Here is a 26,294-nt window from a genome sequence, read left to right on the forward strand (position 1 = left end):
CGAAGTGTCCGACGACGCCATAGCCCGCCCCGCGGCGGTCGCGGGCAGACGGCGCCCCCGTCTGCGCCGCGACGGAAGGGCCGCGGCCTTCTTCGCGGCGCCCAGCATGATCGGGTTGACGGTGTTCACCCTCTTCCCGATCGTGCTGTCTCTGGTGATGGCCTTCTTCCAGTGGCCCGCGGTGGGCGAGCGAACCTTCACCGGACTGGAGAACTTCACCACGCTGTTCACCGACCCCGTCTTCCGGCGGGCGCTGTTGAACACATTGCTGTTCGTGGTGCTCTATTTGCCGCTCAACCTCATCGTGTCGGTGGGGCTGGCGGTGTGGATGGGCCCGCGCATCAAGGGCCGCAAGGCGCTGCGGGTGGTGTTCTTCCTGCCCGTGGTCACGCCGATGGTGGCCAACGCGATCGTCTGGCGGATGATCTACCAGCCGAACGGGCTGATCGACGGCTCGCTGTACGCCGCCACCGGCACGCACGCGCCGAACTTCCTCGGTGAGCCGGGCTGGGCCATGTTCGCCGTCGTCGCGATGAGCGTGTGGCAGGGGTTCGGCTACAACATGCTGGTCTTCGCGGCCGCGCTGGACGCCATCCCGCGACACCTGCTGGAGGCGGCGCAGATCGACGGGGCGGGACCGTGGCGGCAGTTCTTCCGCATCATGCTGCCGATGATCTCCCCGGCGCTGTTCTTCGCCTCGACCATGACGCTCATCACCTCCTTCCAGGTCTTCACCCAGCCGTTCCTGATGACCGGCGGAGGGCCGGGCATGGACACCGAGACCCTCATGATGTTCGTCTTCGACAAGGGGTTCTCGATCTACCAGTACGGACTCGCGTCCGCCGGAGCCTGGATCCTGTTCGTGCTGATCCTGGGCGTGACCGCGGTGCAGTTCGTCGGCCAGCGCAGATGGGTGACCTACGATGTCTGATCACGCCGTACGCCGCGTCAGGCTGGTCATCTCACACGTCGCGCTCTACCTGGTGGCCGCCGCGTTCCTGACGCCGCTGGTCTACATGCTGGCCACCTCGCTCAAGCCCGCCGACGAGGTGTTCCAGTCGCCACCGAGCCTGTTCGGCTCGCTGATCCGGTGGGAGAACTACAAGGAGACATTCGAGTTCCTGCCGTTCGGGAAGTTCGTCCTCAACGGGCTCGCCGTCGCCATCTGCGGCACGGTCGTGGTGCTCGTGGCGTCGGCCATGTCGGCGTACGCCTTCTCACGGCTGCGCTGGCGCGGTCGCGACGGCTTCTTCCTGGTCTTCCTGGCCACGCTGATGATCCCCCAGGAAGTGCTGGTCGTGCCGATGTTCATGCTGATGAAATGGTTCGGCTGGGTGGACTCCTTCCAGGCGCTGATCTTCCCCTGGGCCTTCACCGCCTTCGGGACGTTCATGCTGCGCCAGTTCTTCCTGACCGTTCCCGAAGAGATCTCCGAGGGCGCCCGCATCGACGGCGCGGGATCGGTGCGCATCTTCACCAGCATCATGCTGCCGCTGATCAGACCCGCGCTCGCGGTGCTGGCGGTCTTCACGTTCATCAATTACTGGAACAGCTTCATGTGGCCGCTGATCATCATCAACACCGTGGATGAGAAGGCCACCGTCCCGCTGGGCCTGTCGCTCTTCGTCGGCCAGCAGGGCACCCAGTGGAACCTGATCATGGCGGCCTCGGTGATCTCCATGGCGCCGACCGCGGCGATCCTGATCCTCCTGCAGAAACATCTCATACGCGGGATCGCCACGAGCGGTCTCGGCGGCCGATGAAACCCCTTTTTGAAAGGAACGTAGTGGACCACGCCTGGTTCTCCGAATCCCGCTTCGGCATGTTCGTGCACTGGGGGCTGTACTCCCTGGCCGCCCGCCACGAGTGGGTGAAGAACCGCGAGCAGATGACCGACGAGCACTACCAGCGCTACTTCGACCACTTCGACCCCGACCTGTACGACCCCGCGGAGTGGGCACGGCTGGCCAAGCAAGCCGGCATGCGCTACGTCGTTCTCACCACCAAGCACCACGACGGCTTCTGCCTGTGGGACTCCGCGCAGACCGACTACAAGGTGACGCGCACCCCCTGGGGCAAGGACCTGATCGCGCCGTATGTGGAGGCCCTACGCGCCGAAGGGCTGAAGGTCGGCTTCTACCACTCGCTGATCGACTGGCACCACCCCGAGTTCCCCGTCGACTCCCTGCACCCGCAGCGCGAGGACGAGGAGTTCAAGGCCGCCGCCAAGGGCCGCGACATCTCCAAGTACGCCGACTACCTGCACGCCCAGGTACGCGAGCTGCTCACCGACTACGGCCAGATCGACTACCTGTTCTTCGACTTCTCCTACGCCGGCCGAACGGGCTACTGGGGCGGCAAGGGCGCCGACGACTGGCGCTCACCCGAGTTGATGGACATGGTGCGCGAGCTCCAGCCGGGGATCATCGTCAACGACCGGCTCGGCATCCCCGGCGACTTCGTCACCCCCGAGCAGTACCAGCCCGCCGCCCCGATGACCATCGACGGCCAGGAGGTGCCGTGGGAGGCCTGCCAGACCCTCAACGGCAGCTGGGGATACGACCGGGACAACCTCGACTACAAGACCCCTGACCTGCTCGTACGCATGCTGATCGACAGCGTCGCCAAGGGCGGCAACCTGCTGCTCAACGTCGGCCCGGACGGACGCGGCCAGATCGACCCGCGCGCCCGCCAGAGCCTCGCCGACATCGGCGACTGGATGCGGCTGAACTCCCGCTCCATCTACGGCGCCGGCCCCAGCGGCTTCACCGCGCCTCCCGACTGCCGCTACACCCAGCGCGGTAACCGGCTCTATCTGCACGTGTTCGGCTGGCCGTTCCGCCACCTGCACCTGCCAGGGCTGGGCGGGCGCGTGAAGTACGCCCAGTTCCTGCACGACGCCTCGGAGATCCGTACGCGCGTGATCGACCCCAGCCAGACGGCCCAGAACACGGCGATCGGCGCCCTGACCCCCGACACCCTGACCCTCGACCTGCCGGTCCAGCGTCCCGACGTCGTCGTACCGGTCATCGAGCTGTTCCTCAACGAATAACCGCGGCAGAGTGAGGTCGGCCAGGAGCGCGTCCGCGTTCCTGGCCGGACCCCGTTTCGCGAGTGCCGCTACAGGGTCAGGGTCCATCCGTTGATGAAGCCCTTGTCACCCTTGGCTAAATCCTCCGCCCGGAGTTTCCAGGTGCCGTTGGCCGCTGAGGCACTGGCGTTCACCCAGTAACTCTCATCGATGTTGTCGGTGCCGTCCTTGGCATCGGCGGCGCGCAACGGGTACACCTTGCCGTCCGGCGCGACCAGGTCGAGCTTCAGGTCACCGCGCCAGGTGTGGTCGATCTCGACGTGGACCCGGGAGCGGGTGGGAGCGTTGCCGTTGATCCAGGCCAGGACGATGCTGGATTCGGCGACGCCGGGATCGGGGATGGCGGTGTCGTCCCAGTTGCCGAAGCAGGGCAGCCGGATCGACCAGCCGTCGATGAAGCCGGTGTCGAGGTATTCGACGTCCTGCACGCGCAGTTTCCAGGTGCCGCTGGCCGGCGACGCGCTGGCGTTGACCTGGTAGGTCTCGTGCAGGATGTCGGCGCTGTCGTTGGGGTCGTTGGCCTGCAGCGGGTAGACCTTGCCGTCCGGGGCGAGCAGGTCGATCTTCAGCTCGCCACGCCAGGTGTGGTGGATGTCGACGTACACCTCAGTGGTGGCGGGCGCGGTGCCGAGCAGGCCGGTGACCGAGATGGAGGACGTCACGGTGCCGTGGTCGGGGATCGCGGTGTCCTTCATGTTCTCGTAGTACGGAACGGGCCAGGCTCCGGCGTCAGGAGTCTTTCCGAGCACGGCGGCGTCGACCTGGATGCGGGGGGTGGTCACGCCGTTGTAGGCGATGGCCTTGCCGGTGGTCTTCAAGGCCGTTTCGAGCTGGGCCAGCGGGGCGTCGGGCATCGCCTGGCGCAGCACGGCCAGGGCGCCGGTGACGTGCGGGGCGGCCATCGAGGTGCCGTTCAAGGAGGCCCACTTGTTGCCGGGCACCGAGGAGATGATCGACACACCGGGGGCGAAGAGGTCCAGCAGCGCGCCGCGGTTGCTGAAGGCGGCCACGCCGTCCTGGTCGGTGGTGGCGCCGACGGTGATCGCCGAGGACACGCAGGCCGGGGCGGCCACGGCGGTGCCGAAGCCGTCGTTGCCGGCCGCGACCACGGTGGCCACACCGGCGGTGCGCAGGCTGTCGATGATCGCCTTGCGCGGGTCGCCGTCGCAGGCGGCGGTGTACTGGCCACCGCCCAGGCTGAGGTTGGCGGCCACCAGCGGCACTCCCTCGTCCTTCAGTTCCAGCACTTTCTCCAGGCCGGCGAGCTGAGCGCTGGTGAAGCTGAGCACGCACGGGGCGGCGCCCGCCCCACAGAGGTCTTCGGAGGTGAACTTGCTGAACACCTGGATGGCGACGAGCTCGGCGCCGGGCGCGACTCCGGCCGGCGGGGCGCCGGTCACACCCTGGCCGTTGCCGACCGCGATGCCGGCCACGTGGGTGCCGTGGTCGCAGTCCAGCGCGGCGTCGGCGCAGGGGCCCTGGTCGGCGTCGGCGGCGCCAGGCCCTTCCTGCTCGGCGGTGCCGTCGGGACACAGGCTGGTGGAGGAGTAGTCGGCGTCGATGGGGGAGAAGCAGGCCTCTTCCAGCACCCGGTCTTTGAGGAAGGGGTGGTTGACCGCGACGCCGGTGTCCAGCACGGCCACCACGGCTCCGGCGCCCGTCTTGCCCGCGGCCCTGGTCTTGTCGGCGCCGATCAGCGGGACGCTCTCGGCCAGCACCGGCCGCACCGGCTTGTCCTCGGTCACGCTCACCACACTGGGCAGCTTGGCCAGCCGGTCCAGCCCGGCCTGGTCGACGTGCAGGGTGACCACGGGGAAGCGGGACAGTTGCTGAACGACCTGGCCGCTGGAGGCCGCGTCCGGCAGGTCGGCGCGGGTCTTGCTGACGACGTTCACTCGTATCTTGCCCGCGGCCGCCACCCGCGCGCTGAGCTGGGGTTCGACATAGGGAGCCGCCGAAGTGCCCTGCTGAGCGGTCGAAGTGGTCTGCTGTGTGGCCGAAGCGGACGCTGCGGGAGTCGTGGGCGGGGCCTCTGCCGCGTTGGCCGGCCCGGTCGCGAGCGCCGTGGCCGCCAGCGCCGCGATGACACAGGATAAGACTCGCAATTTCATGACGTACCGCGCCTTACATGAAGGAGGTGCAGGGAGACGACGCCGGCATAAGGGGTGGCCGGATGGCGGCCGAGGCCGCCATCCGGCGGAGGGAAAGTCCCCCGAAAAGGTCAGAGCTCAGGTGTCACGTCGAGCTCGGGCGGTTATCAGGGATTGCCGTACCTCTTGACGAACTTGTAGTACACCCAGGCCCATGCCCGGCAGTCGGGCCGCACCAGGATGAAGTAGCCACCGCACACCTTGTCGCGCATGGTGACGTAGAACCGGTTGTCCACGTCAGCCTTTGAATGGGCGTTGGAGAGGTAGTAGCGGTAATGCTTCCTCTTGTTGGCTATCAGGCCGTACCCGTAGTCGTGGGAGTCACAGGCCGGCCGGAAGTCGAAGTTGTGTGGCTTGTCCGGAGAGCTCGTGCAGTGGTCGTAGTAGATGCCCCTGACCTTGAAGCCGCTGGCGGTGCGCTTCCAGTCGGGCTTGCGCCACTTGCCGCCGTGCCATGCCCAGGCCGAGCAGCCCGACTTCGTGTACCACATCCAGGTCGCGGCCGTGCTGCACTTCGCCGGGTAGGACTGCGGGGGATCCACGCCGTCCGGCAGGAAGTCGCCGGCCGGCGGCTCGGTGGCGTTGGGGTCGTCGAGCCCGGCCGCGCCCGTGGTGGTCCCGCCGTTGGCCGGCATGTCGGTGCCGGTGGCGGTCACCTGGGGAGCCGCGACGCCCGCCGGGAAGGAGAGCTGCCAGCCGCCGTTGGTGACGGAGTCGATCGACGACAGGCGTCCCACCGGGTCGTAGGAGTAGGTGCCCTGAACGGCGCCGACGCTGGGGTCGGTGACGGTGCGCAGCAGACCGTTCGGGTCGTAGGAGTAGCTCGCCTCGGTCTGCGGTGTCTCGGTCCCGTAGGTGACCGAGACCTCCTTGAGCCGGCCCGCGAAGTCGCCGTTGGAGGTGCTGGTGGCCGTGGTGGCCGTGGCGTAGGTGAACTTGGTGACGGACGCGGGGTCTGACACGCCGGCCGGCTCCTTGACGGTGCTGACGCGACCCTGGGTGTCGTAGGTGATCGTGGACTTGCCGAAGGCGGTGTTGCCCACGTCGGTCACCCGCCAGGGGTCGGCGCTCGGCGCACCGGCCGGCCGGGCCCAGGTGTAGGTGGGCTGGAGGTCGGTGGCGCTGACGGGGGTGCCGTCGGCGTTGGTGAAGCCGTCGTCGCCCGCCTCCTGGGCGCCCACGTCCGACACGAGCGTCTCGATCGTCGTGGTGCGCATCGCACCGACGACCGCGTCCCACTTGGTGGTTTCGGTGATCTTGGATCCGTTGGCGGCCTGGTAGATCTGGATGCCGCCGCCGTCAGGGGTGGAGACGCTGCTCTTGAGGGGGTAGCTGGTCGACGTCCCGTCGTCGAGTTCCGTGACGACAAGGGTGCCGTTCTGGTTCTCGAGCTTCCGGTTGATCTGACCGCCGGCGAACTCGGCCTGCCAGCTCGGCCCGAAGACGCCCAGTTCGGGGCGGGTCGCCGGGGCCGACTGCGGCCGAGCCAGGTCGCCACCGGCCAGCGCCACACCGTGCCTGCGGCTGATCGCGCCCGCGGACACGTCCAGCTCGGTGAGCTTGAAGGTCTGGTTGTCGGCGGAGTACTGGCCGGGGCCGATCTCCTGAACGTCGGCCGGCGGCGGGTCGGCGAGCAGGGCGGCGGAGGCCGTCGAGGTCTGCGTGGCGGCGGAGACCTCGGGGGCGAGGAAGGGGATAAGCATCGCCGTGACGGCGACGGGGAGCGCTAATCGGCGCAAGTGGTGCCTCCAGGAAAACTGAGAAAGAGATTTGATCACCTGGAGGATAAGCATGGATAAATCGCTTTGACAAGAGATTGACAATTTCACGGGCCGGTGTTAAATCGCCAGTGGAGCCATGCCTCTGCTGCGATTTATTTATGTGTTCATGCAGGCGAAGGGGCTGTGTAGCGAAATTATGGCGAATTTATGGCGATCGTGTGGGGCCTTCGGACAATAATGACCATGCGGCAGGGCATGGAGGCGCATTAAGCCATTCAGTAAAGTGCGCGCCGCTTTGCAGGCGAGTCGGTGGACGCTTTTCTCGGCAATGGCGGGGTCACGAGCGGGCGGCCTGGGCGAACGCCCGCAGTTCGCCGGGGATATCGCGTCCGGCCGGGACGTACACGACCTCGGTGACCCCGGCGGCACCTGCTTCGTCGAACCGGGCGGCGATCGAGGCGGCATCACCGGTCCAGCCCGGCTCCAGGATCGCCGGCCCGGCAGCGGTCACGACGCCGCGATCACGTTCGGTCAGCCGGGAGATATGGCCTTGGTGGGCGACGAGATGCCGTTCGCGCTCAGGGCGTTCGGCTTCGAGCGAGGTCCGCCATGCCTTTCCGCCTGGCATGGCATCGACCGCGATGCCCGCTTTCTGCCACACGGCGTGCACAATGCTGGCATAACCGGGACCGGCGGCCTCGATGACGCGCGGGGTGGTGTGGTCCTCGCCCGGGCGCAGGACGGTGCCGAACCTCAGTACCGCGCACCGTTCCCATCCGTGATCGCCGTCCACCGGGACGCTGGTCATCACGACGCCGGGCGCGGCGAGCTCCCGGGCCGCGGCGAAACCCTTCGGCCCGGAGGCGGCCACCCACAGGGGCACGTCGATCGGACGTGCGGGTGCGAAGCCGGGCAGGTGCGTCATCTGGCAGGGCCGGCCGTCGACCTCGACGACCTCGCCGTCGAGAAGTGCCCGCACCTGGCGGATATAGCGGACGGTGTCGGCCCAGGAGACGGGCTGGTGCCCAAGAGCGTGCCGCGCGGTGTAGCCGGTCCCGACGGCGGCGACGAGCCGGCCGGGCGCCAGCTCGTGGACCGAGCCGATGGCCGAGGCGGTCACCATCGGATGGCGCAGGCCCGGGACGGCGACCCCGGTGGCGAGTCCGATCCGGTCGGTCCCGGACGCGATGCGCGCCAGCGCCACCCAAACGTCGCCGTGCAGCGCCGGTGAGTCGAACAGCCAGACGCGCCGGTAACCGAGCTGTTCGGCGAGCCTGGCCGTGTCGACGACGCCGGCGGCCGGCGCGAGCGCGCAGGAGTAGCGGGGACGGGTCCTCATGAGGCGCGGAACGGGGAACGGCACGACGCGCCCGCGCGAGCCCACGCGTTGTTCTCCTATCTGCTGGGCACCCTCATGCAGCAGGCCGTACGACCATTGCCCTTCGCCACACTGAGACCCCAGATCGCCACCATCTGCGGCCTCGACTAGATTGGGCCCCCACCCCTACGTGAGGACTTCGCGCGCATGACGCCGCCTGCTCTTTAGACCTGACACTTTCCTGCGCATCGGTCGCCGACGGACGCCGTCGGCTCTGTTTTCCGTGCTCTTCGTCAGGTCTTCAGAGAGATCATGTCTTCACATCCTCATATCGTGCTGCCCTGGGCCGTACGACGCACCCGCCTGCCGCTGCTCGCCCTCCGGTGCGTGGCCTGCCCTTCCGGCCGCGCCACCATCGGCAACGGCAAGTTCCGCGTCAACGCCAACGGCAAACTTCTCGACGTCTGGCTCCTGGTCAACTGCGTTTCCTGTGACCGGACCAGCAAGCTCACCGTCCACGATCGCGTCCCGGTCCGTTCACTGCCCGCCGACCTTCTGGCCGGTTACTCGGACAACTCGCCGTCCCTCGCCGCCGATACCCTTCTCGACCCGTTGATCGCCCGACGCAACCGGTTCGCCCTCGATTGGGACGGGTGCTGGGAACTCCACGCACCTCCCGTTCCCGAGGATCCGTGGCCCGTTCAGATCACGGTCACCTTCGACGATCCCGTGCCGGTCCGTCCCGGACGGCTCATCGCCCATGGACTGGGCATCAGCCGTAATGAGATCGCTCGCCGGGTCAAGATCGATATCCCGCTGAACCGCAGGACGAAACTGGATTTCTCCTTCGTCCTGGTGTGGTCGGTCCAGTAGGTCAAAGCGTCGGTGCGACGCTCCCCGCCAAGGCAGAACACGGCTGTGCCGTGTTCTGCCTTGGCCAGATCGACGTTCTTGGCGAGCGGTATCTCACCAGTTCAAGCCCGCCGGGTTGGATCACATTCGGTGGCTTGGTTCGTTGGTGAACACGGCGACGTCCTTGCCGAAGCACTGGGCTGAACCAGCGGGTGAGGGCCACTTTCAGGCTGTCGGGATCCGCGCCCGCCCAAGCGACGTAGCCGTCGGGACGGATGAGCAGCGCGGGTGCTGGGGCGTCGTCGGCGGTCGCGGTCACGCGGCGCACTCGGTCGTACCAGGGCTCCGCGGTGGTGGCGAGGTCGTTTGCGCCGGTGAGGTCGAGAAGCAGGGGACGGGCGTCGCGCAGGAGCTCGGCGAGGCGCCGCGCGCGTCCGTCGTCAGTGGTCAGGTCAAGGGGTGGTACGAACCAGCCGGTGGGCGCGGCGGGGTGTTCTTCGCCCATGTCGTAACGGACATCGGCGCCCGCCATCGTGGCCGCGACCATGCGCAGGTTCTCGGTGCGGTCGAGGAGTTCCGCGAAGAGCCGGCGTAGTGCGGTGACGTCGCCTCCGGGCGCCAGCAGGGCGGACGCGGCCTGGGTATGCATGAGCACGCGCTCGCCGGTCGCGTGGCGTTCGGTTTCGTAGCTGTCCAGGAGGCCTTCCGAAGCCCAGCCCTGTACTGCCGCGGCGAGTTTCCAGGCCAGGTTGGCCGCGTCTTGCAGCGCCGCGTTCAGGGTCGGCCCGTGGCTGACGTGTGCGGCGTCGCCAGCGATGAAGACGCGGCCGTCGCGGTAGCGGTCGGCTTGCCGGGAGTTTCGATGGCACACGCGGCGAAGCAAGGTGGGCGCGCCCTCGGGCGGCGGAGTCAGGGGCAGGCGGACTCCGATGACCCGTTCGATGCTGTCCTCCATCTCGGCCAGGGTCATCGGCGCACCCGGCCCCGGGAAGTCGCCTGCCGGGTGCCGTTCCCATTCGGCCGTGTTGACCAGCGGCCGCTCCGGGTCGTGCGGCAGGAGGTTGAGAACGCCCCGGTCGGTACGGTGGAACATCGCCGGGATCTCGCCGAGGCCGTCGATCACGACACGTCCACCCGGCACGAAACGGAAGTGGTCGCTCGGCCCGATGAGGGCTGTCCGGTCGACAACGTGGTCGGTGGTGCCGAGGAAGCCGATTCCTGACAGCTTCCGGATCAGGCTGCCGCCGCCGTCGCAGCCGACGAGGTATCGGGCCGTGAAGGTCGTCTCGGTGCCGTCCGAACCGCGTGCCACGACGTCGACCCGGTCATCGGTCTGGCTGAAGGACAGCACGTCCCACCCTCGCCGGACCTCCGCGCCGAGTTCGGCCGCACGCTCGTTGAGCACCCGTTCAAGATCACGCTGGTTGATCGGCAGGAGGTACATCGGGTTCTCCTTACCGAGCGTGTGCAGCGGCAGCGGCATCCCGGCGAAGAAGAACCCAGGCGCGGGCTCCGGCACTCCTCGGCCCCCGCAGCGCTCGAAGAGGCCACGGTTGTCCATCAGCCTTACGACCTGACCGACGAGGCCGTGTGCCTTGTCTGACAGGTCTGGTTCCGGCCGTCGTTCCAGCACCAAAGGCTGGACTCCCGCGAGGCGGAGCTCGCAGGCCAGAAACAGGCCGGCGGGTCCACCGCCGACGATGATGACGTCGAACGTCACTGATATCCGCCTTAAGGTACGCGACTGTATCTAACCGGGGACACCGTAAGTGACCGCGATAAGATACGCAAGTGAATCTCAAGCGCGGGCGGAGCGCGGAGGAGCGCGAGGCGATCGGGGCGGTCGGGGCACAGGCGGCGGGACGTCGTGCTGGCGGCGGCGCGGCCCGTGGCGCCGGTGGATCCCGTCGGCGCGGCGCCGAACTCGAGGACGCGATCCTCGACGCCGCGTGGGACGTGCTGGTCGAGCACGGATATCACGGCTTCACCTACGAGACCGTCGCCGCCCGCGCCGGCACGAGTCGTCCCGTCCTCTACCGGCGCTGGCCACAGCGCGAGGACCTGCTGCTGGCCACCCTCACCAAGTTCTGGCAGCTGATCGCGGTGCCCGACACCGGCAACCTCCGCGACGACGCGATCGGCTTCCTGCGCAACGCCGACGCCGACCGAGCAGGCATGATCACGTTGATGAGCGTGCAGCTGGCCGGCTACTTCCGCGGCACCGGCACCAGCCTCAGTGAGCTGCGCGACACCCTTCTCCCGCCGGGCCAGGTGACCGCCTTCGAGATGATCGTCGCCCGCGCGGTCGAGCGCGGCGAACTGCCCGACGTGCCACGTTCGTCCCGCGTGGTGAATCTGCCGCTGGACCTGTTGCGCCACGACATGTTCATGACGATGCGCGCGGTGCCGGAGGAGTCGATCGTCGAGATCGTGGACGAGATATGGCTGCCGCTGCTGGGGACGCCTGGGGCCGTGTCCGCACCATCGGCCAGTGCTGTAGCCCGGCGGCGGCCACAGGAATGACGCCCACGCGCGGCAGGAGCGCGGTGATCAAGGGGTTGAGGGTGGGCCTTCTCCGGGGTTGCTACCCGGTTGGAGGGCCTCAGCGGGTGGCTGGCCTGCGACCCGTCACACCAGCAACATCTTCAGAAGGCTCCTGGACGGTCGGCCGGATGTTCTGGTTGAGGTGGAAGACGTTGGCCGGGTCGTAGCTGTTCTTCAGCGCGGTCAGCCGGGCCAGCTTGGCCGGTGGGAAGGCGCGGCTGACGCTCTCGCCGTTGAGGGTGTTGACGTAGGCGCCGCCGGCGTACGGGTCGAGGGTGGCGGCGTACGCACGGATCGTGGCGATCCGCTCCGCGTCGTCGGCGGGGTCCTCCCAGCGGGTGGCGGTGACGAACTCGAACTGCGTGTCGCGGTGGCTGAAGGCGGCGTCGTCATCCGCGACCTCGGCGATCGCGCCGCCGTACGCCTGCAGGCTGGCGCCGATGCCGGGGTTGCGGAGCAGGGCGCGGATCGCCTCGTCGGGCAGAGACTTGAAGTAGTGGCCTTTCCAGTAGCGGCGGAACCGATGTCCTTGCACGCTGTCTTCGCGGCTCTGCAGGGTCAGGTAGGACAGCTCCTCGACGCTCTCGGCAACTATCGTGCCGAGCTCGCGGAAGGCCGCGATCAGCTCGGCGCCCTCGTCCGGGTCACCGACCCAGACGAAGCCGATGGTCAGCTCCTGGCCGCTGAGGCTCGCGGTGAAGGTGGCCTGGCGGGGTGCGGTGGCGTTCAGGTCGCGCCAACCTCGCAGTACGGCGAAGGCATCTTCCCAGGCATAGGTGAACTCGGCGACGAGGGTGCGGGTGCCGACCTGGTGCAAGCGGAACTCGAACGAAGTGACGATGCCGAAGTTGCCGCCGCCACCGCGTAGCCCCCAGAACAGCTCGGGGTTCTCGGTCGCACTCGCTGTCACGATGTCGCCGGCGGCGGTCACGAGTTCGTACGAGGCCACGTTGTCGCAGGCCAGCCCGAACTGCCGGGCGAGCCAGCCCATCCCGCCGCCGAGGGTGAGGCCGCCGACGCCGGTGTGCGACACGTTGCCGGCCGTGGTGGCCAGGCCGTACTCCTGCGCGGCGCGATCCAGTTCGCCGAGCAGGGCGCCGCCTTGGATCCAGGCGAGCCGCCGCTCGGGGTCGACGCGGACCTCGTTCATCGGCGTCAGATCGATCATCATCCCGCCCTCGGGTACGGCGAGTCCGGCGATGTTGTGGCCGCCGCAGCGGACCCCGATCTCCAGGTCCCTGGCCTGGGCGAAGCGGACCGCCGCCGCGACGTCCGCGGTGCCGTGACAGCGGGCGATCACGGCCGGGTGCCGGTCGATCATCGCGTTCCAGACCGTTCGCGCCTCCTCGTACCCGGCCTCTCCCGGGTGCAGCAGTTCGAGGGTGAGAGCGGTGGTGGTCATCGTCGTACTCCTGTCGCAAGTGGTGGTGCTCACCACCCTGACAGCGAAGCGGTACTTCGATAAGGTCCAGTTCTGTGAGCCGATCCAGGACCAATTTGGGCACCGGTGAGCTGCTCGTCGAGCTCCGGCGCGACTTGTCCGTGCCGCTGCACCAGCAGTTGGAAAGCGGCATCCGGGACCGGATCCGGCAGGGGCTGCTCCGGGCCGGCGCGGTGATGCCGGCGACGCGCGCCCTCGCGACGGATCTCGGGCTGTCCAGGGGAGTGGTCGTCGAGGCCTACCAGCAGTTGGTGGCCGAGGGGTATCTGGTCAGCCGGACCGGCGGTTACACGCAGGTCGCGCCGGCGGCGGCCGGGATCCAGGTGGAGCAGAAGAGCGCCGCGGCAACCGGTGAGCCGCCCCGGATCGATTTCAAGTACAGCAAGCCGGACGTCTCCCAGTTCCCTCGCGCCGCTTGGTTGCGGTCGATCCGCAAGGTGCTCAACGAGACGCCGAACAGGAGCCTGGCCTACCTGGACGGGCGCGGCACCGCCGAACTCCGTGAGGCTCTGGCCGACTACCTGAACCGGGTTCGCGGTACGTCGGCGCGGCCGGAGAACATGCTGATCTGCAACGGCTTCGCCCAAGGTTCGCGGCTGCTCCTGCAGGTGCTGGCGGCCGCCGGGTATCGCCGGCTGGCGGTCGAGGACCCGTCCGACAATGAGGTTCGCGACGTCGCGACGAAGGCGGGGCTGGAGACGGTCGGCGTACCGGTGCTGGAGACCGGGCTGGAGGTGGAGGCGCTCGAGCGGTCGGGAGCCGACGTCGTCCTGGTGACCGCTGCGCACCAGTTCCCGACCGGTGCGGTGGCTTCGGCGCGGACGCGGGCCGGGTTGGTCGCGTGGGCCACGAAGCACGATGTCTTGGTCATCGAGGACGACTACGACGCGGAGTACCGCTACGACCGCGAGCCGATCGGCGCCATCCAGGGCCTGGCGCCGGAGTCCGTGGTCTACGCCGGTACGGCGAGCAAGACGCTGGCGCCCGGGCTCAGGCTCGGCTGGCTGATCCTGCCGAGCCGTCTGGTCGAGCCGATGTCGACGGCCAAGGTGCTCGACGATCGCGGCTCGCCGGTGTTCGACCAGCTGACCTTCGCGGACTTCGTCGCGCGAGGTGAGTTCGATCGGCACCTGCGCCGGATGCGGCCGCGGTACCGGCGGTTGCGGGACACGCTCGTCGGCCGGCTGACCGAGCGGGTGCCGGACCTCGTGCCGATCGGAGTCTCCGCGGGCCTCCATGTGATGACGTGGCTGCCGCCCGATCTGACCGAGGCCGCTGTGACGAACGCGGCGCTGGAACGCGGCCTCGGGGTCTACGGTTTGGCGCCCTACTGGGTGGAGAAGGCCGGACCGGAAGGTCTGGTCTTCGGGTACGGCAACCTGACCGAACCGGCCATCGTCGAGGGCATCGACCTGCTCGCCGATGCCCTCGGCTCCCTCCTCCGTCAGTAGCCGGCTACGCGAAATCGGTCGACGTGCTCAGGTGAGCCCACTCGGCGGCTAGCTCCCCGCCATCCGCGCGGCAGGCGGCGGGGCCGTGGTCGACAACGCCTCCACGTACGACTTTGGCGAGCGTCTTCAGCGCAGCAGGAGATCGATGGCTACCTCCAGTCGTTCGAGGTAGATCTCCCGTGATGCGATCTGATGCTTGAGGCCGATCGACGCGCTGATCATCGTCTGCGCGACAGGGGAAGCCGCCTCTCGTCCCGACTTCATGGCGATCGCGTCTGTGATCAGTTCCTCGAAACGTCGCCGCGGGGTCTCGATGATCTCTCCGAGGAGGTCGGGATTGTCCTCGATGACCACCGCGACATCGCTCGTCAGCGGGCCGATGTAACGACCCGCCCACTGATCGAACGCTTCGACGAGACGCTCCAGAAGGGGTCGGCCGGTGTCGGCCAGGACGTGTTCGACCGCTGTGATGTCGCGGTCCAAGGCCTGGGCGACCGCGGCACGGAACAGAGTCTCCTTCGCGGAAAACAGGAAATAGAGCCCGGGCCGGGAGATGCGCGCCGCCCGCGCCACCTCCTCCATCGAGGTCTTCCGGTAACCGAATCGCGCGAACGTGACCATGGCGGAGTCCAGAACCATGGACCGACGGTCGGTGTCGGCGACTGTCGACGGCGGCGGGTGACCAACCTCGGGACTGCTCATGAAGCGAGCATACGAGCGAGACGCTAACTATACAAACATTGTCTAGTCTGTATAGTCGCGACCATGACCACCGCCAAACTCATCTCCACACCCTTTACCTCGTCCAGCACCGCCGCAGAGGTGCTACGGGGCGTCGATCTCACCGGCGTCCGCGCGATCGTGACCGGAGCTTCCTCTGGAATCGGGACCGAGACGGCTCGTGTGCTGACCTCTGCCGGAGCGGAAGTGACGCTCGCTGTCCGAGACACGACCGCGGGTGACGCTGTCGCCGAGACGATCGCGAAGTCGACCGGAGGGATCCGGCCCCGAGTCGTCCGGCTCGATCTCACCGACAGGACCACCGTCACTCGATTCGTCGACGCGTGGAACGGCCCGCTTCACCTGCTGATCAACAACGCGGGCGTGGTCACCGGTGGCCTCGAACGGACGCCTGAGGGCTGGGAACTGCAATTCGCGACGAACCATCTCGGCCACTTCGCCCTGGCCTGCGGCCTTCACGACGCCCTGGCCCTGGGAGCGACCGACCGCGACGGAGCACGTATCGTCTCGGTCAGTTCGACAGCGCACATGCGTTCCGGCATCGACTTCGACGACCTCCACTTCGAGCGTCGCGGCTACGATCCGCAGATCGCCTACGCCCAATCGAAGACGGCGAACTCTCTGTTCGCCGTCGAGGCGACCCGCCTCTGGTCATCCGACGGCATCATCGCCAACACGGTGAACCCCGGCGGTGTCGCAACGGGACTGCAGCGGAACTTCACCGCGCAACAGAAGGCGTCGCTCGACGCGGCCGAGGCCGCCGGGGTCTTCACCTACAAAACGGTCGAGCAGGGAGCCGCCACCAGCATCGTCGCGGCCGTCGCCCCGGAGTTCGCTCACTCCGGAGGCCACTACCTCGACGACGCGCAGGAGGCCTACACCGTGCCGGACGACGCCGACCTCGCACAGCACCCCCACGGTGTCAAGGAATGGGCGCTCGATCCCACCGCCGCCAAGCGCCTCTGGACGGTCTCGTCCGACCTGCTCCGCGTCTGACCTCTCGACCCGGAGATGACACAACCCGAGATCTCGTACCGTCGCTGGTGACAGGTCCGTTTACCGCACCCGATCGCGCGTGGAAGGCGCGATCGACCCGGGCGCGCGTCTGAGCACGGCCAGTGCCGCGATCGGGAGCAGCAGCAGTGTCAGCCCACCGGACAACGCCAGCCCTCCGGTGCTCCCGGCCAGCTCGATCAGCGGTCCGCCGACGATCAGGCCGAGCGGGGCGGCCACCGTGGAGCCGGTCGTCCAGAGCGTGACGACCTGCTGTTGTTCGTCGGGCTCGAGCCCCGATTGCAGGAAGCTGTACGCGACAGGCGTGAACGGCGCCCACACCAGGCCGCCCAGACCGAAAACGATCAGCGCGAGAGTGAGATCGCCGACGAACGCCAGAGCGATCGGGCATATCGCCCACAGGCCGATGATGGCGATCAGCACATGACACTGCGGAAGGTTGCGCAACTGATTGACGAGAGCGGCGCCGACGAATGCGCCAATGCCCAGCGCACCCCACATGAGACCCAGAGCGGACGCGTCGGCGTCCAGCGTCCCGCGTACGTACAGGGGAAGCGCCACCTCGATCGGCATATAGCAGAAATTGAAGAAGAACTCGACCACCAGCAGCCGCGCGGCGACCGGTCGGCGACGCAGGATCCGCCAGCCCGATTCGCGGGCTCCTGGGCGACCAGGCGCGTCACGATCTTTGGTGGCTCGGGGAACGGATACCAGGACGGCGGCCAGCAGGATCAGCGCACCGCACGCGTCGAAGAAGAGCGCGACGCCCGCCCCGGTGGACGCCACGATCACTCCGCCCAGCACCGGGCCGACGATGTAGAGCGCGAACGTGGAATTCAGCCCGAGTAAGCCGTTGACCGCGAACCGCCCGCTCTCTCCCGCGATGGACGTCGCCAGCAGACGTCGGCTGCTTGAGCCGGCCATCCGGAACGTCGCGCCGAAGAGGAGACCAACGATCAGCACGGGCAGCGAAAGTTGTTCGGTGACGGCCAAGACGCCGAGGATGGCGAAGGTCAGCGACCGTAGGACACAGTCGGCGATCAGGAGGGTTCGCGGCGGCACCCTCACCCGCCCCAGTCCGATGGCCAGGGCGAGGATGGTGGACAGGACGAACGGCGCGGCCTCCACCAGCCCGATGGCGATCGCCTTGGGCACACTGCCGTGGATGGACAGCGTCTGGACAGGCATGGCCACGATGATCATGCCCGTACCGGCGTTGGCCAGGAGGTCGCCCAGCAGGAGCCCGGCCATCTGGCGGTCGCGCAGCACCGCGCGGTAGGACCGGTTGGCCTCGGGGGTCGCTCCGGTGGGCATGTGGGCTGGTCTCCTCCTCAGAGTCTGAGAGTCGTCTCGAACGTCCGGTCAGTGCCGGGTCGATGGTCTCACCGTTCCGGTCGGCTCAGCGAACTGCCGTCGCCGGTCGTGAGCCGGCCTGGCCCTGTCGAGGCTCAGCGCGAAGAGGTCGGGGTCGTCGTGCGGCAGGAAGCTCGGGTGAATGGTGATACCCATAGCGGTCAGGCTAGGCGCGGCTCGGTTCCTGACCGGTCCGTTCACCTGTTTCGCCGTCGCTTGCCTCTGGAGCTTGAGGGTCACTGGCCGAGATGTCAGTCCCACCAGAAGGACCAATCGTCGGAGCCGACCAGTGCTTTGGCATAGTCCTCGAAGTCTCCGCAGCCCTGCCAGATGGTGTCCGGGGCGAACGCCTCATGCTCGGCCGCCACCTGGCGGGCGTGCTCGAGCGTGGTCGGTAGTGCGGCCACGGACAGCTCAAGCGTGCTGTAACCGACGGTCACCACACGAGCCCCGAACCGCTCTTCCCACGAACGGACCACGGCCGAGATCTTCTCTGTTTCGTTGGTGTGGTTGAGCGGCCCGGTCCATCCGCACAGCGTCAGCGTGTCCGCGCCGCGCGTGGCTGGGACCAGGCCGAGCAACCAGGGGCGGGCCGCGCCGAGGGACTCCGCGAGCAGTGCGGCGGCCGTGTCAGGATCCCGGCCCGGCACGCCCGGCGGCGCCAGTCCGGGCCAAGGGCCGAGCGGGCCGTCGGTCCAGAACCCGACCAGTACGTTCTCGGCGGTCAGCGCGTCGATGGCACCGATCGGCGCGGCATTGAGTTCGCCGTCGTGCCACGGTCGTCCGGAGTCGTCTCGGAGCTCGTCCAGCAGCAGTGGGTAGAGGCCGGTCTTGTCGCGAAGTTCGAAGAGTCGCCGCCAGTGTCGTCCCGCGTCAGGAAGCCGTTGGTCCGAGACCCACATGACGGGGCTGTCGGAGCCGCGTTCGGGCGTCACCAGACGGCCCGGTGGCAGTCCGTCGGGTAGCGCGTTGAGCGGCGATTCGTGGTGCATACCGGAGAAAGTTAGCGGCATGCTCCGACGTTCTTGAGCGGTTCATGACAAAACGACGCACCCTCAGGAGGCGTGCAGCGAGCCTCAGGGACCGATCAGGGAGATACCTGATGGGCGATGATCGACACGTTGCGGCAGGCTTGCCGATCATGAGCGATCACGTGGTTCTCCTTGAGGGAGTTACCAGGACATATGGGAAAGGTGCTGCCGAGGTGGCCGCGCTGCGGCAGGTCAGCGCCGGGTTCCCCCGCGGCAGTTTCACCGCAGTGATGGGCCCGTCGGGGTCGGGGAAGAGCACACTGCTGCAGTGCGCGGCAGGGCTGGACCGGCCGGACTCGGGCGCGGTCCTGATCGCCGGGCAGGACATCACCCGCCTGGCGGAGAAGGAGCTGGCGGTGCTCCGCCGCGACCGGATCGGCGTCATTTTCCAGGCGTTCAACCTGGTGCCCTCACTGACTGCCTGGCAGAACGTGATCCTGCCCCGCCGCCTGGCCAGGCGGCGGCCCGACCCGTCACACGTGCGCGAGTTGCTGCACCGGGTCGGCCTGGCCGGGCGGGAGGGGCATCGCCCGGCGCAGTTGTCCGGTGGCCAGCAGCAGCGGGTGGCGATCGCCCGCGCCCTGCTCGGCAGGCCGGAGGTGCTGTTCGCCGACGAGCCGACGGGCGCGCTGGACCGCCGCACCGGGCACGAGGTGCTGGCACTGCTGCGGGAGGCGGTCGACGAATTCGGCCAGACGGTGGTGATGGTCACCCATGATCCGGAGGCGGCGGCTCGGGCGGACCGCGTGCTGTTCCTGACCGATGGGCTGATCGTCGACGTCCTGGAAAGGCCCTCGGCGGACCAGATCGGCATGCGGTTGAGTGGTCGCCGGTGACACTCGTCCTCGCCTGGAACAACGTCCGGGTCAATCGAATGGGCCTCGCCGCTTCGTTCACAGCGGTACTCCTGGCCGTGATGCTGGTGGGTGGCAGCGGCCTGGTGGTCGTCGGCGCGGGCGCAAGCGACGATCTGAACGGCGTCATGGGCTTGCTGGTGCTGTCGGCCGTGGTGTCGGGGTTCGTGTCGATCTTCGTGGTCGCGGGCATGCTGAGCCTGCACGTGCTGAGTCAGCGCAGGACCTGGGCGCTGCTGCGCTCGATCGGCATGACGCCGCGGCAGGTGGGCCGGCTGGTCACGGCGGAGGCACTGGTGGTGGCCGTGCTGGCGAGCACGGCGGGCTGCGCGCTGGCCGTGCCGTACGCCACGCTGATGGCGGCGTTCATGCGGATGACCGGATTGGCGCCCGAGGGCGTCCCGGTGGAGATCACGACGGGGCCGTTCATCCTGGCGATGGTCGTCGGGCTGGTGGTGACGCTGCTGGCGGCCCGGTCCGCGGTACGCAAGGCAGTGGGTGTGGGCCCGCTGGAGGTGCTGCGGGAGAACGCGGCGCAGCGGCGACTGCTGCCCTGGCCCAGGGCGGTGGCTGGAGGAGTGGCGCTGGCCGGGGGCACCGTACTGCTGTTTCTGGTGCCGCTGGTCAAGGCGAAGGCCGCGGTGCCCACCGGGCTGGGGGCGACCATGGTGCTCTGCGTGGGCGCGTCCGCGCTGGGCCCGGGGGCGCTGCGCGGGATGGGCTGGCTGCTCGGGGGCGTGGTGGCCTGGCTCGATCCAGGAGCCGGGATGCTGGTCAGGTCCTCGCTGGTCACCCAGCCTCGCCGGGCGATGTCGGCCGCGTCCCCGGTGATGCTGACCGTGGCGCTGGCGTGCACCTTCCTGTTCGCCGTGGCGACCTCCGACGCGGCGGCGGGTGTCACCCGTACCGGTGCGTCGGCGTGGGCGGCTCCGATGCTGGTGGGCTCGGCGGTGGTCTACACCGTGATCTCGGTGCTCAACGCGACGGCCATGACGATGGCCGAGCGGACCGAGGAGATCCGGCTGCTGCGCAGCGTGGGGATCAAGCCTCGGCAACTGGCCAGGGCGGTGTGCTGGGAGACGCTGATCGTGACGTGCGCCGGGACGCTGCTCGGAACGGGCATCGCCGCCGCCTCGCTCACCGCGCTCGGAAAGGCCGCGACCGGCGAGGCGTGGTTCGCCTACTCCCTGCCGCAGTACGCCGGGCTGGTGCTGGTCTGCGCCGTGAGCGGCCTGGCCGGAGGACTGGCATCCACGCGGAGAGCACGGCACGGGTCGCTGCTGACCCTTTGACGGCGAGATAAGGCCGAGTGAGTCTCACTCAGCGACACATCGCGTCGATGAGATCCGTGAACTGCGGGAACTCGGCTCGTGCGGCAGCGACGATCTGCGTGGGGGTGCGGCGACGGCCGGGTGCGTGTCGCTCGGCGATCACATGGAAGGCCTCATTCGGCTCGGTGGGGGAATCGGGGTCCGTGAAGGCCTCGGCGGGGCCCAGCCCGGCGGCGAACAGCCAGAGGAGGTCGCCGAGATCCCGGGCGATCACACCTGACTCACCCTCCGAACCGATATGGACAACGGGCTGCTCAGTGATCGCCGCATCGGGCCGTACCAGCCAGAAGCCGGTGTAATCACCCGACCCGGTCGTGCCGAAGAAGCGGAACTCGCCGCCGTCGACCTCTTGGTTGCCGGTCCACAGGCGAAACCACCACGCCGTCCGGTCGGGCTCCTCGAAGTGATCGTATGGCTCGAAGTCGCAGCCGCGGGTCTCGTCGGTCTCCTCGTCCCACTCCCACTCGAAGCCGACCTCAGCCACCTCGGCCAGGGCAGTGGGCAACGCGAGACCCTCAGGTGTATCCGTCACCCGGAAAGGTTAAACGATCAATCGGGTCCAGTGTCCGGCACGGTCAGAAACCGAAGCGGAACATCCGGTAGAAGTCTCTGGACGCGGGGATCATGTTCATGAGCCGGTACGTGAGGCGGTAAACGCGCACCGGAATCTTCGCGTAGAGCGAGGGGAAGGGGACGTCCTCGAGATACCTGAATCGCGGATTCCACCGCTCGATCTCCCGGCGGTCCCGAATCGCCGTCGAGTAGGACGGATATCCCTTGCGGGCCAGCCTCTTCGACATCCGTTGTGTCAGGCGAACGACCCATGGGGCGAATCCATCGAACAGTAATTCGCCGCTGCTGAAACGGTCGGTTAACTGTTGGAGCAGCCGCTTGTTCTCGTTTTCGGTGAGGTACATCAGCAGCCCTTCGGCGATGACCAGCACCGGATACTCCGTGGGAATCTCATCCAGCCACCTCGTTTCGGTGACCGAGGAACCGATGGTGCGATACCCGTCCGGCTCCGGATAGAGCTTGCGGCGCAGGTCGATGACATCGGGTAGGTCGACGTCGAACCAGCGGACGCCGACCGGCAGGTCGAGCCGGAAGGCCCGGCTGTCCAGCCCGCAGCCCAGGTGCAGCACGACGGCGTCCGGATGCCGGCGGAGGAAATCGGCGCTCCAATCGTCGAGTTGCCTGGCGCGCAATGCCAGCATGAACCGGTTGCCCGCCCCACCGCGTAGCATTAATTTGCCGAAGTCGTAGTCGATACGATCCACGACCCCGGCCGCGATGTGATCCCGGAGAATCGAATCCTTCGAACGACTTTCCCAGGCCCGGAGATACAGGGTGGCGAGCATCGTCTGCTCCACGCCGGTGAAGTCGATCTTCTCCGTCATCGCCCTCTCCTTTTCGCCGCGCGGTAGTCCTCCCACCGCCGCATGAATTCGTCGTGTACCTCGGTGGCGGAGAACTCGCAGAAGTCGCGGAGCTCTTCGAGACGGTCCCGTTGCTCCGGGCGGCCCTCCCCGATCACCGACAGCCCGAACTCGGCCGCCTCCGCACCGGCCCCCATACGATCCAGCTGGACCTGCAGCACGCGGGTGAAACCGCCGGGTGTGAGCCGGTAACGGTGCTCGCGGGTCGATGAGGGCAGCCGCTCCACCAGGCCGCCTTCCTGCATGGGCCGGATGACGGTGCTGATCGACGGCTTGCTCACCCCGAGCGCGGCCGCCAGTTCGGTCAGCGACTGCTGCGGCGGATCACAGATCATCAGCCAGCCGTAGATCCGTCCCATCGTACGAGGACCGCCCACCATCTCGAAGAACAGCCCGAGCCGGTCAACGAACTCGGCCTCGTCCGGGGCGATCTCGGTCACCGTATCTACCGCCTATATAGCATCGATCGTTAAGAAGAATCTTAACGAACTATACGCGCTTGGCGCCGGAGGGGACAGGGCACGCGGCCTACAGGCTCCCGAGTTCTTTCAGTGCCTGCTCAGCTGCCGAACCCGGCTCGGCGGCGTACAGGTCCAGCCCGCAGCACGACGGTTCGTCGGGCAGCGTGATGAGCTCGCGGTGCAGGGTCAGTTCGCCCACGACCGGGTGGTGCAGCACGTACGTCCGGGACCGCAGCCGCGCGACCGGATGCTCGGCCCACATCCGCGCGAAGTCCGCGCTCAGTTCCCGCATGTCGCCGATGTGCGCCGCGAGTCCGGCGTCCCCGCGATGGCGCCCGAGCAGAACGCGCAGATGCGCCACGTGCTCGCGCGCGGCCCGCTCCCAACCGGCGTGGTGCAGCACGCGCGCGGAGGGCTCGGTGAACAGCAGGTGCGAGAGCGTGCGGCGGTTCTCGGCCAACGCGGGGAAGTCCCCGAACACCGCCACGGCGAGTTGGTTCCAGCCGAAGATCTGGGTGTGCCGTCCGATCACCAGCGCCGGCGTCGTCACGAACGACGCCAACAGGTGGCGAAAGCCAAGAGGCACCTCCGACGGGTCTCCGGCACCCGCGCACGGCTGCGGACGCCGCGCTACCCGGTGCAGGTAGGTCAGTTCGTCGGTGTCCAGGCGCAGCGCCGCGCCGATGGCGCCCAAGATCTCGTCCGAGACGCTGTCGCCCTTGCCCTGTTCCAGACGCGTGTAGTGGGCGATGCTCACGCCCGCCAGCCGGGCCAGCTCCTCACGCCTCAGACCCGCGACCCGGCGCGCTCGGCCGTAGTCGCGCAGCCCGACGTCCTCCGGGCGCAGACGGGCACGGCGTGACTTGAGGAACTCGCTCAGCTCGATCCGGTCGTCCACGCGACAACCCTACGTCTGGGCGTGCGGCGGGTGATCACGCCGTGAGTACGCAGGACACGGGCCTGGCCGGGCGGTCGCGGCGGCTCCACGCTGTCAGGCGAGCCACCCACGAGCTCCTGTCCCGGCATCCACCCGAATGAATGGAGATAAGTCGTGTCCCAAACGCTCGGACTCATCGGCAGCGGAATGATCGGTTCTTCCGTTGCCCGCCTGGCCATCGCGGCCGGCCTCAAGGTTGTCCTCAGCAATTCGCGAGGACCCGAGACCCTCGCCGATGTGGTCGCCGACCTGGGCGGGGGTGCCCGAGCGGCCACACCGGCAGAGGCGGCACGCGCCGCGGACCTGGTGGTGGCGGCCATCCCGCTGAACGCCTACGGGCGGCTCCCCGCCAAAGCGCTGGCCGGCAAGACGGTGCTGGACACGGCGAACTACTACCCCGAGCGGGACGGCCACCTGGCCGAGCTGGACGCGGGCGAACTGACCTCCAGCGCGCTGATCCAGCGCCACCTCGCGGACTCCCAGGTGGTCAAGGTGTTCAACACCATCACCCCGCACCAGTTGTTCTCCCTCGCCCGGCCCACGGGAGCGCCGGACCGCAGCGCCCTGCCCATCGCCGGCGACGACGCGGCGGCCAAGGCAGAGACCATCCGGCTGCTGGACGTCCTCGGTTATGACGGGGTGGACATCGGCCCACTTGCCGACAGCTGGCGCAGCGAGCCGAACACGCCGGTATACATCCACCCCTATCTCGGCGAGACGCCCGCCATGAACGTCGAGGCCTTCCTCCGCTGGACCCTCCAGACACCCGGCGTCGCCGTTCCCGCGGCGCGGGTCGGCAAGCTCGTCGAGATCGCGGTACGCCGGCCGGCCGGCGAGGCCAGGCTCCCGAGCGACGACTGAGTCAGCCGCCCTTCCTGCTGGCCATGGGGGAGACCCGGCGAGCCGCGATCACCAGCAGGACGATCGCGCCGACCGTCGAGATGGCGTTGCTGGTCAGGTCGACCACCTGGCTCACGGGCTCGGTCGTGACCGGCTCCCACGGGAACGAGTGCCACGCGTACGTGAGCATGGCCCCCGCCGCGAGCGCCAGCCGGTGCGCGTCCGACCAGCCGAAGCGATGCGACCAGCGGGCCACCAGCGCGCCGAACAGGGCCAGGTAGATGAGCACGCTGCCCCACGCCGGAAGAGGGATCGCCGGCCATGGCGACAGGCCGGTGGGGTCGACCGCGTAGAGGAGGACGAAGATCGCGCCGGCCGCCAGGGCGAAGGCGAACACCGCCCAGGGGCTGGGCGCCTTCCCCTCGGCCATGGGGACACTGGGGCGCGGGCGCAGGCCGAGCACGACGAGCGCGGCGATCACCACGGCCGACCCGATGTATTGGAGCGGGCCGGTGAGCAGGCCTTTGTTGGCGGCAGTGGCGGCGGTGGCCAGCACGGAGTAGAGCGCGAAGATCACGGTCACGGTCCAGAAGCCAGCCAGGGCGTGGTGCGGCGGGAGCCGGCCAGCGTCTCCATGATCGCGATCGGGACGCTGATGCTCCAGATGGTGTGCACGCCCGCCATGAACCGGAAGGGAATCGGCTGCCCAGCATCCGGGTGGTACGCCCCCGGACCGTCAACATGCAACTCCAAGCCAGTGTCGTCCGGCCGGTACAGCCCGTCACGGAGCGGCATCTCCCTGGCCTTCCAGAGCCCCTCGACCATTCCCATAGCCCACCCCACCGTCAACTACCAAGACCAGTTAGTTCCGAAGTCTGGCTGCGCGCAAGGACAGATTGCTCAGCGACTCCGAGCTGGTCAAGCGGGCCATACGAGGCCGGCCTGGCGGCACGCGGCGTCCAGCTGCTGCGGCCCAGCTTCAAACGGGGGAAGTTCCGAACAACTCGTCTAGCCGACGTGCGGGGGCGGTGGCGGAAGGGTTAGGGCGGCGCGAACCGCGGCTTTCAGTCGTTCCCGACTGTCGGCGCCGATCTCGGGCAGGCCATCCGCGGACGGCGCGGTCAACGTCCGGCGGAACATCGCCGTCGGCATATCGACCACGCACAGCGTCATCACCTCGACGCCCGCCCTGTCGGCTCGGTCCCACAGCGCCCGCGCCAGCCCGGACAGCAACATCATCAGCCGCTTGTCCAGGGCGAACATCGCCTCGGCCAGCTCCTCCGGAACCTGGGGACCGAGCAGCTGGTCACGTCGCGTCGTCATCAGCAGCCGCGCCGCCATGGGCCGCCGGTCGGCGAACACCGCGGGCGCGCTCGCCGCCGCCACCACCGCCTCGACCGCCGCCTCATGGCCGTCGCCCGGCGCCGCGTCGACGAGCTCGATCTGCAGATTCAGAAGTTCTTCCGCCGCCCTCAGCCACAGCCGCCCGAGCAGCACCGGCAGCGACCCGAACGCGTGGTAGATCGCCCCGTTCGACACCCCGGAGGCCGCCGCCAGCCCGCGCACCGTCAAGCCCTCCGGACCGCCGTCGACCACCAGTCGCTCGGCGACATCCAGCATGTGATCCAGATCATGGACCCGAGGGCGAGGCACGCCCACCAGAATAACAGAGCATGTGCTCCGTTACTGTGTATCTTGGACACATTCTCGCGGGCAGAGCGAGTACGC

The 26,294-nt window shown here is 68.3% G+C and carries 26 protein-coding genes; 10 read left to right on the plus strand and 16 right to left on the minus strand.

The genetic code is table 11. The features are described from left to right. Positions 1-4 precede the first annotated feature (4 nt). The 3 genes from AB0J16_RS36590 to AB0J16_RS36600 are packed head-to-tail and all read left to right on the plus strand — an operon-like array spanning position 5 to position 3,052. A complete protein-coding gene (locus AB0J16_RS36590; RefSeq protein WP_358548296.1) occupies positions 5-931 on the plus strand; it encodes a sugar ABC transporter permease in 927 nt (308 codons plus the stop codon). Beyond that, entirely contained in the window at positions 924-1,763 is an 840-nt protein-coding gene (locus AB0J16_RS36595) for a carbohydrate ABC transporter permease (RefSeq protein ID WP_358548299.1), read from the plus strand. The genes AB0J16_RS36590 and AB0J16_RS36595 overlap by 8 nt, the downstream gene beginning before the upstream one ends. A 23-nt stretch (positions 1,764-1,786) precedes the next feature. Continuing rightward, a complete protein-coding gene (locus AB0J16_RS36600; RefSeq protein WP_358548302.1) occupies positions 1,787-3,052 on the plus strand; it encodes an alpha-L-fucosidase in 1,266 nt (421 codons plus the stop codon). A 68-nt stretch (positions 3,053-3,120) separates the two neighbouring features. Here AB0J16_RS36600 and AB0J16_RS36605 read toward each other — a convergent pair whose 3' ends face one another. The 3 genes from AB0J16_RS36605 to AB0J16_RS36615 form a co-directional block, all read right to left on the minus strand. After that, a complete protein-coding gene (locus AB0J16_RS36605; protein WP_358548305.1) occupies positions 3,121-5,202 on the minus strand; it encodes a S8 family serine peptidase in 2,082 nt (693 codons plus the stop codon). Between the two features lie 146 nt (positions 5,203-5,348). After that, positions 5,349-6,944, minus strand: coding sequence for a phospholipase A2 (locus AB0J16_RS36610; protein ID WP_358548308.1), 1,596 nt, complete (start codon positions 6,942-6,944; stop codon positions 5,349-5,351). A 355-nt stretch (positions 6,945-7,299) separates the two neighbouring features. Beyond that, complete coding sequence (locus AB0J16_RS36615; RefSeq protein ID WP_358548311.1) at positions 7,300-8,301, minus strand: LLM class flavin-dependent oxidoreductase; 1,002 nt, start codon at positions 8,299-8,301, stop codon at positions 7,300-7,302. 312 nt (positions 8,302-8,613) lie between these two features. Here AB0J16_RS36615 and AB0J16_RS36620 point away from each other — a divergent pair, with 312 nt between their 5' ends. Further along, positions 8,614-9,153 carry a DUF1062 domain-containing protein gene (locus AB0J16_RS36620; RefSeq protein WP_358548314.1) on the plus strand — a complete coding sequence of 180 codons (540 nt, stop codon included), beginning with the start codon at positions 8,614-8,616 and terminating at the stop codon, positions 9,151-9,153. 1 nt (position 9,154) lies between these two features. On the opposite strand, the gene AB0J16_RS36625 is transcribed toward AB0J16_RS36620, so the two are convergent. Continuing rightward, positions 9,155-10,852: an FAD-dependent monooxygenase gene (locus tag AB0J16_RS36625; RefSeq protein ID WP_358548317.1), complete on the minus strand. Its 1,698-nt coding sequence runs from the start codon at positions 10,850-10,852 to the stop codon at positions 9,155-9,157. A gap of 71 nt (positions 10,853-10,923) precedes the next feature. On the opposite strand from AB0J16_RS36625, the gene AB0J16_RS36630 reads away from it, so the two are divergent. Further along, on the plus strand, positions 10,924-11,655 hold the full coding sequence (locus tag AB0J16_RS36630) for a TetR/AcrR family transcriptional regulator (RefSeq protein ID WP_358548319.1): 732 nt from the start codon (positions 10,924-10,926) through the stop codon (positions 11,653-11,655). A 79-nt stretch (positions 11,656-11,734) separates the two neighbouring features. Here AB0J16_RS36630 and AB0J16_RS36635 read toward each other — a convergent pair whose 3' ends face one another. After that, a complete protein-coding gene (locus AB0J16_RS36635; RefSeq protein WP_358548321.1) occupies positions 11,735-13,078 on the minus strand; it encodes an FAD-binding oxidoreductase in 1,344 nt (447 codons plus the stop codon). Between the two features lie 74 nt (positions 13,079-13,152). On the opposite strand from AB0J16_RS36635, the gene AB0J16_RS36640 reads away from it, so the two are divergent. After that, complete coding sequence (locus AB0J16_RS36640) at positions 13,153-14,568, plus strand: PLP-dependent aminotransferase family protein (RefSeq protein ID WP_358548323.1); 1,416 nt, start codon at positions 13,153-13,155, stop codon at positions 14,566-14,568. A gap of 126 nt (positions 14,569-14,694) precedes the next feature. Here the strand turns inward: AB0J16_RS36640 and AB0J16_RS36645 are convergent, their stop codons facing one another. Continuing rightward, complete coding sequence (locus AB0J16_RS36645; protein ID WP_358548325.1) at positions 14,695-15,270, minus strand: TetR/AcrR family transcriptional regulator; 576 nt, start codon at positions 15,268-15,270, stop codon at positions 14,695-14,697. 63 nt (positions 15,271-15,333) lie between these two features. Here AB0J16_RS36645 and AB0J16_RS36650 point away from each other — a divergent pair, with 63 nt between their 5' ends. Beyond that, positions 15,334-16,305 (plus strand): SDR family NAD(P)-dependent oxidoreductase, encoded by a 972-nt coding sequence (locus tag AB0J16_RS36650; protein ID WP_358548327.1) that lies wholly within the window; start codon positions 15,334-15,336, stop codon positions 16,303-16,305. A 60-nt stretch (positions 16,306-16,365) separates the two neighbouring features. Here the strand turns inward: AB0J16_RS36650 and AB0J16_RS36655 are convergent, their stop codons facing one another. The 3 genes from AB0J16_RS36655 to AB0J16_RS36665 all read right to left on the minus strand — a co-directional run bounded on the left by AB0J16_RS36655 (position 16,366) and on the right by AB0J16_RS36665 (position 18,668). Further along, positions 16,366-17,637, minus strand: coding sequence for an MFS transporter (locus AB0J16_RS36655; RefSeq protein ID WP_358548329.1), 1,272 nt, complete (start codon positions 17,635-17,637; stop codon positions 16,366-16,368). 48 nt (positions 17,638-17,685) lie between these two features. Then, the gene (locus tag AB0J16_RS36660) at positions 17,686-17,832 is read right to left on the minus strand and encodes a hypothetical protein (protein WP_358548332.1); all 147 of its coding nucleotides are present in this window, start codon (positions 17,830-17,832) and stop codon (positions 17,686-17,688) included. A gap of 95 nt (positions 17,833-17,927) precedes the next feature. After that, complete coding sequence (locus AB0J16_RS36665) at positions 17,928-18,668, minus strand: DUF4253 domain-containing protein (protein ID WP_358548334.1); 741 nt, start codon at positions 18,666-18,668, stop codon at positions 17,928-17,930. A 149-nt stretch (positions 18,669-18,817) separates the two neighbouring features. On the opposite strand from AB0J16_RS36665, the gene AB0J16_RS36670 reads away from it, so the two are divergent. Together AB0J16_RS36670 and AB0J16_RS36675 are read left to right on the plus strand one after the other, a co-directional pair. Then, positions 18,818-19,543 carry an ABC transporter ATP-binding protein gene (locus AB0J16_RS36670; RefSeq protein WP_358548337.1) on the plus strand — a complete coding sequence of 242 codons (726 nt, stop codon included), beginning with the start codon at positions 18,818-18,820 and terminating at the stop codon, positions 19,541-19,543. Beyond that, entirely contained in the window at positions 19,540-20,853 is a 1,314-nt protein-coding gene (locus AB0J16_RS36675; RefSeq protein WP_358548340.1) for an ABC transporter permease, read from the plus strand. The genes AB0J16_RS36670 and AB0J16_RS36675 overlap by 4 nt, the downstream gene beginning before the upstream one ends. 28 nt (positions 20,854-20,881) lie before the next feature. Here AB0J16_RS36675 and AB0J16_RS36680 read toward each other — a convergent pair whose 3' ends face one another. The 4 genes from AB0J16_RS36680 to AB0J16_RS36695 form a co-directional block, all read right to left on the minus strand. Further along, on the minus strand, positions 20,882-21,424 hold the full coding sequence (locus AB0J16_RS36680) for an SMI1/KNR4 family protein (protein ID WP_358548343.1): 543 nt from the start codon (positions 21,422-21,424) through the stop codon (positions 20,882-20,884). A gap of 43 nt (positions 21,425-21,467) precedes the next feature. After that, on the minus strand, positions 21,468-22,289 hold the full coding sequence (locus AB0J16_RS36685) for a class I SAM-dependent methyltransferase (RefSeq protein WP_358548346.1): 822 nt from the start codon (positions 22,287-22,289) through the stop codon (positions 21,468-21,470). Then, positions 22,286-22,768: a MarR family transcriptional regulator gene (locus AB0J16_RS36690; RefSeq protein WP_358548348.1), complete on the minus strand. Its 483-nt coding sequence runs from the start codon at positions 22,766-22,768 to the stop codon at positions 22,286-22,288. Before AB0J16_RS36690 ends, AB0J16_RS36685 begins: the two co-directional genes overlap by 4 nt. Positions 22,769-22,856: 88 nt before the next feature. Then, positions 22,857-23,687: a helix-turn-helix transcriptional regulator gene (locus AB0J16_RS36695; protein ID WP_358548350.1), complete on the minus strand. Its 831-nt coding sequence runs from the start codon at positions 23,685-23,687 to the stop codon at positions 22,857-22,859. Positions 23,688-23,840: 153 nt separating this feature from the next. On the opposite strand from AB0J16_RS36695, the gene AB0J16_RS36700 reads away from it, so the two are divergent. Beyond that, the gene (locus AB0J16_RS36700; protein WP_358548353.1) at positions 23,841-24,587 is read left to right on the plus strand and encodes an NAD(P)-binding domain-containing protein; all 747 of its coding nucleotides are present in this window, start codon (positions 23,841-23,843) and stop codon (positions 24,585-24,587) included. Position 24,588: 1 nt separating this feature from the next. Here the strand turns inward: AB0J16_RS36700 and AB0J16_RS36705 are convergent, their stop codons facing one another. The 3 genes from AB0J16_RS36705 to AB0J16_RS36715 all read right to left on the minus strand — a co-directional run bounded on the left by AB0J16_RS36705 (position 24,589) and on the right by AB0J16_RS36715 (position 26,186). Further along, entirely contained in the window at positions 24,589-25,149 is a 561-nt protein-coding gene (locus AB0J16_RS36705; protein WP_358548356.1) for a hypothetical protein, read from the minus strand. Continuing rightward, the gene (locus tag AB0J16_RS36710; protein WP_358548358.1) at positions 25,146-25,397 is read right to left on the minus strand and encodes a hypothetical protein; all 252 of its coding nucleotides are present in this window, start codon (positions 25,395-25,397) and stop codon (positions 25,146-25,148) included. The genes AB0J16_RS36705 and AB0J16_RS36710 overlap by 4 nt, the downstream gene beginning before the upstream one ends. A 177-nt stretch (positions 25,398-25,574) precedes the next feature. Beyond that, on the minus strand, positions 25,575-26,186 hold the full coding sequence (locus AB0J16_RS36715) for a helix-turn-helix domain-containing protein (RefSeq protein WP_358548361.1): 612 nt from the start codon (positions 26,184-26,186) through the stop codon (positions 25,575-25,577). Positions 26,187-26,294: the final 108 nt, after the last annotated feature.

It is taken from the genome of Nonomuraea sp. NPDC049750, assembly GCF_040659625.1.
GTDB lineage: Bacteria > Actinomycetota > Actinomycetes > Streptosporangiales > Streptosporangiaceae > Nonomuraea.

Coding starts and splice junctions, on each gene's coding strand:
- AB0J16_RS36595 (WP_358548299.1), top strand. CDS start 924: ATGTCTGATCACGCCGTACGCCGCGTCAGGCTGGTCATCTCACACGTC.
- AB0J16_RS36605 (WP_358548305.1), bottom strand. CDS start 5,202: ATGAAATTGCGAGTCTTATCCTGTGTCATCGCGGCGCTGGCGGCCACG.
- AB0J16_RS36610 (WP_358548308.1), bottom strand. CDS start 6,944: ATGCTTATCCCCTTCCTCGCCCCCGAGGTCTCCGCCGCCACGCAGACC.
- AB0J16_RS36615 (WP_358548311.1), bottom strand. CDS start 8,301: ATGAGGACCCGTCCCCGCTACTCCTGCGCGCTCGCGCCGGCCGCCGGC.
- AB0J16_RS36635 (WP_358548321.1), bottom strand. CDS start 13,078: ATGACCACCACCGCTCTCACCCTCGAACTGCTGCACCCGGGAGAGGCC.
- AB0J16_RS36645 (WP_358548325.1), bottom strand. CDS start 15,270: ATGAGCAGTCCCGAGGTTGGTCACCCGCCGCCGTCGACAGTCGCCGAC.
- AB0J16_RS36650 (WP_358548327.1), top strand. CDS start 15,334: ATGACCACCGCCAAACTCATCTCCACACCCTTTACCTCGTCCAGCACC.
- AB0J16_RS36655 (WP_358548329.1), bottom strand. CDS start 17,637: ATGCCCACCGGAGCGACCCCCGAGGCCAACCGGTCCTACCGCGCGGTG.
- AB0J16_RS36660 (WP_358548332.1), bottom strand. CDS start 17,832: ATGGGTATCACCATTCACCCGAGCTTCCTGCCGCACGACGACCCCGAC.
- AB0J16_RS36665 (WP_358548334.1), bottom strand. CDS start 18,668: ATGCACCACGAATCGCCGCTCAACGCGCTACCCGACGGACTGCCACCG.
- AB0J16_RS36670 (WP_358548337.1), top strand. CDS start 18,818: ATGAGCGATCACGTGGTTCTCCTTGAGGGAGTTACCAGGACATATGGG.
- AB0J16_RS36685 (WP_358548346.1), bottom strand. CDS start 22,289: ATGACGGAGAAGATCGACTTCACCGGCGTGGAGCAGACGATGCTCGCC.
- AB0J16_RS36710 (WP_358548358.1), bottom strand. CDS start 25,397: ATGGGAATGGTCGAGGGGCTCTGGAAGGCCAGGGAGATGCCGCTCCGT.
- AB0J16_RS36715 (WP_358548361.1), bottom strand. CDS start 26,186: ATGCTGGATGTCGCCGAGCGACTGGTGGTCGACGGCGGTCCGGAGGGC.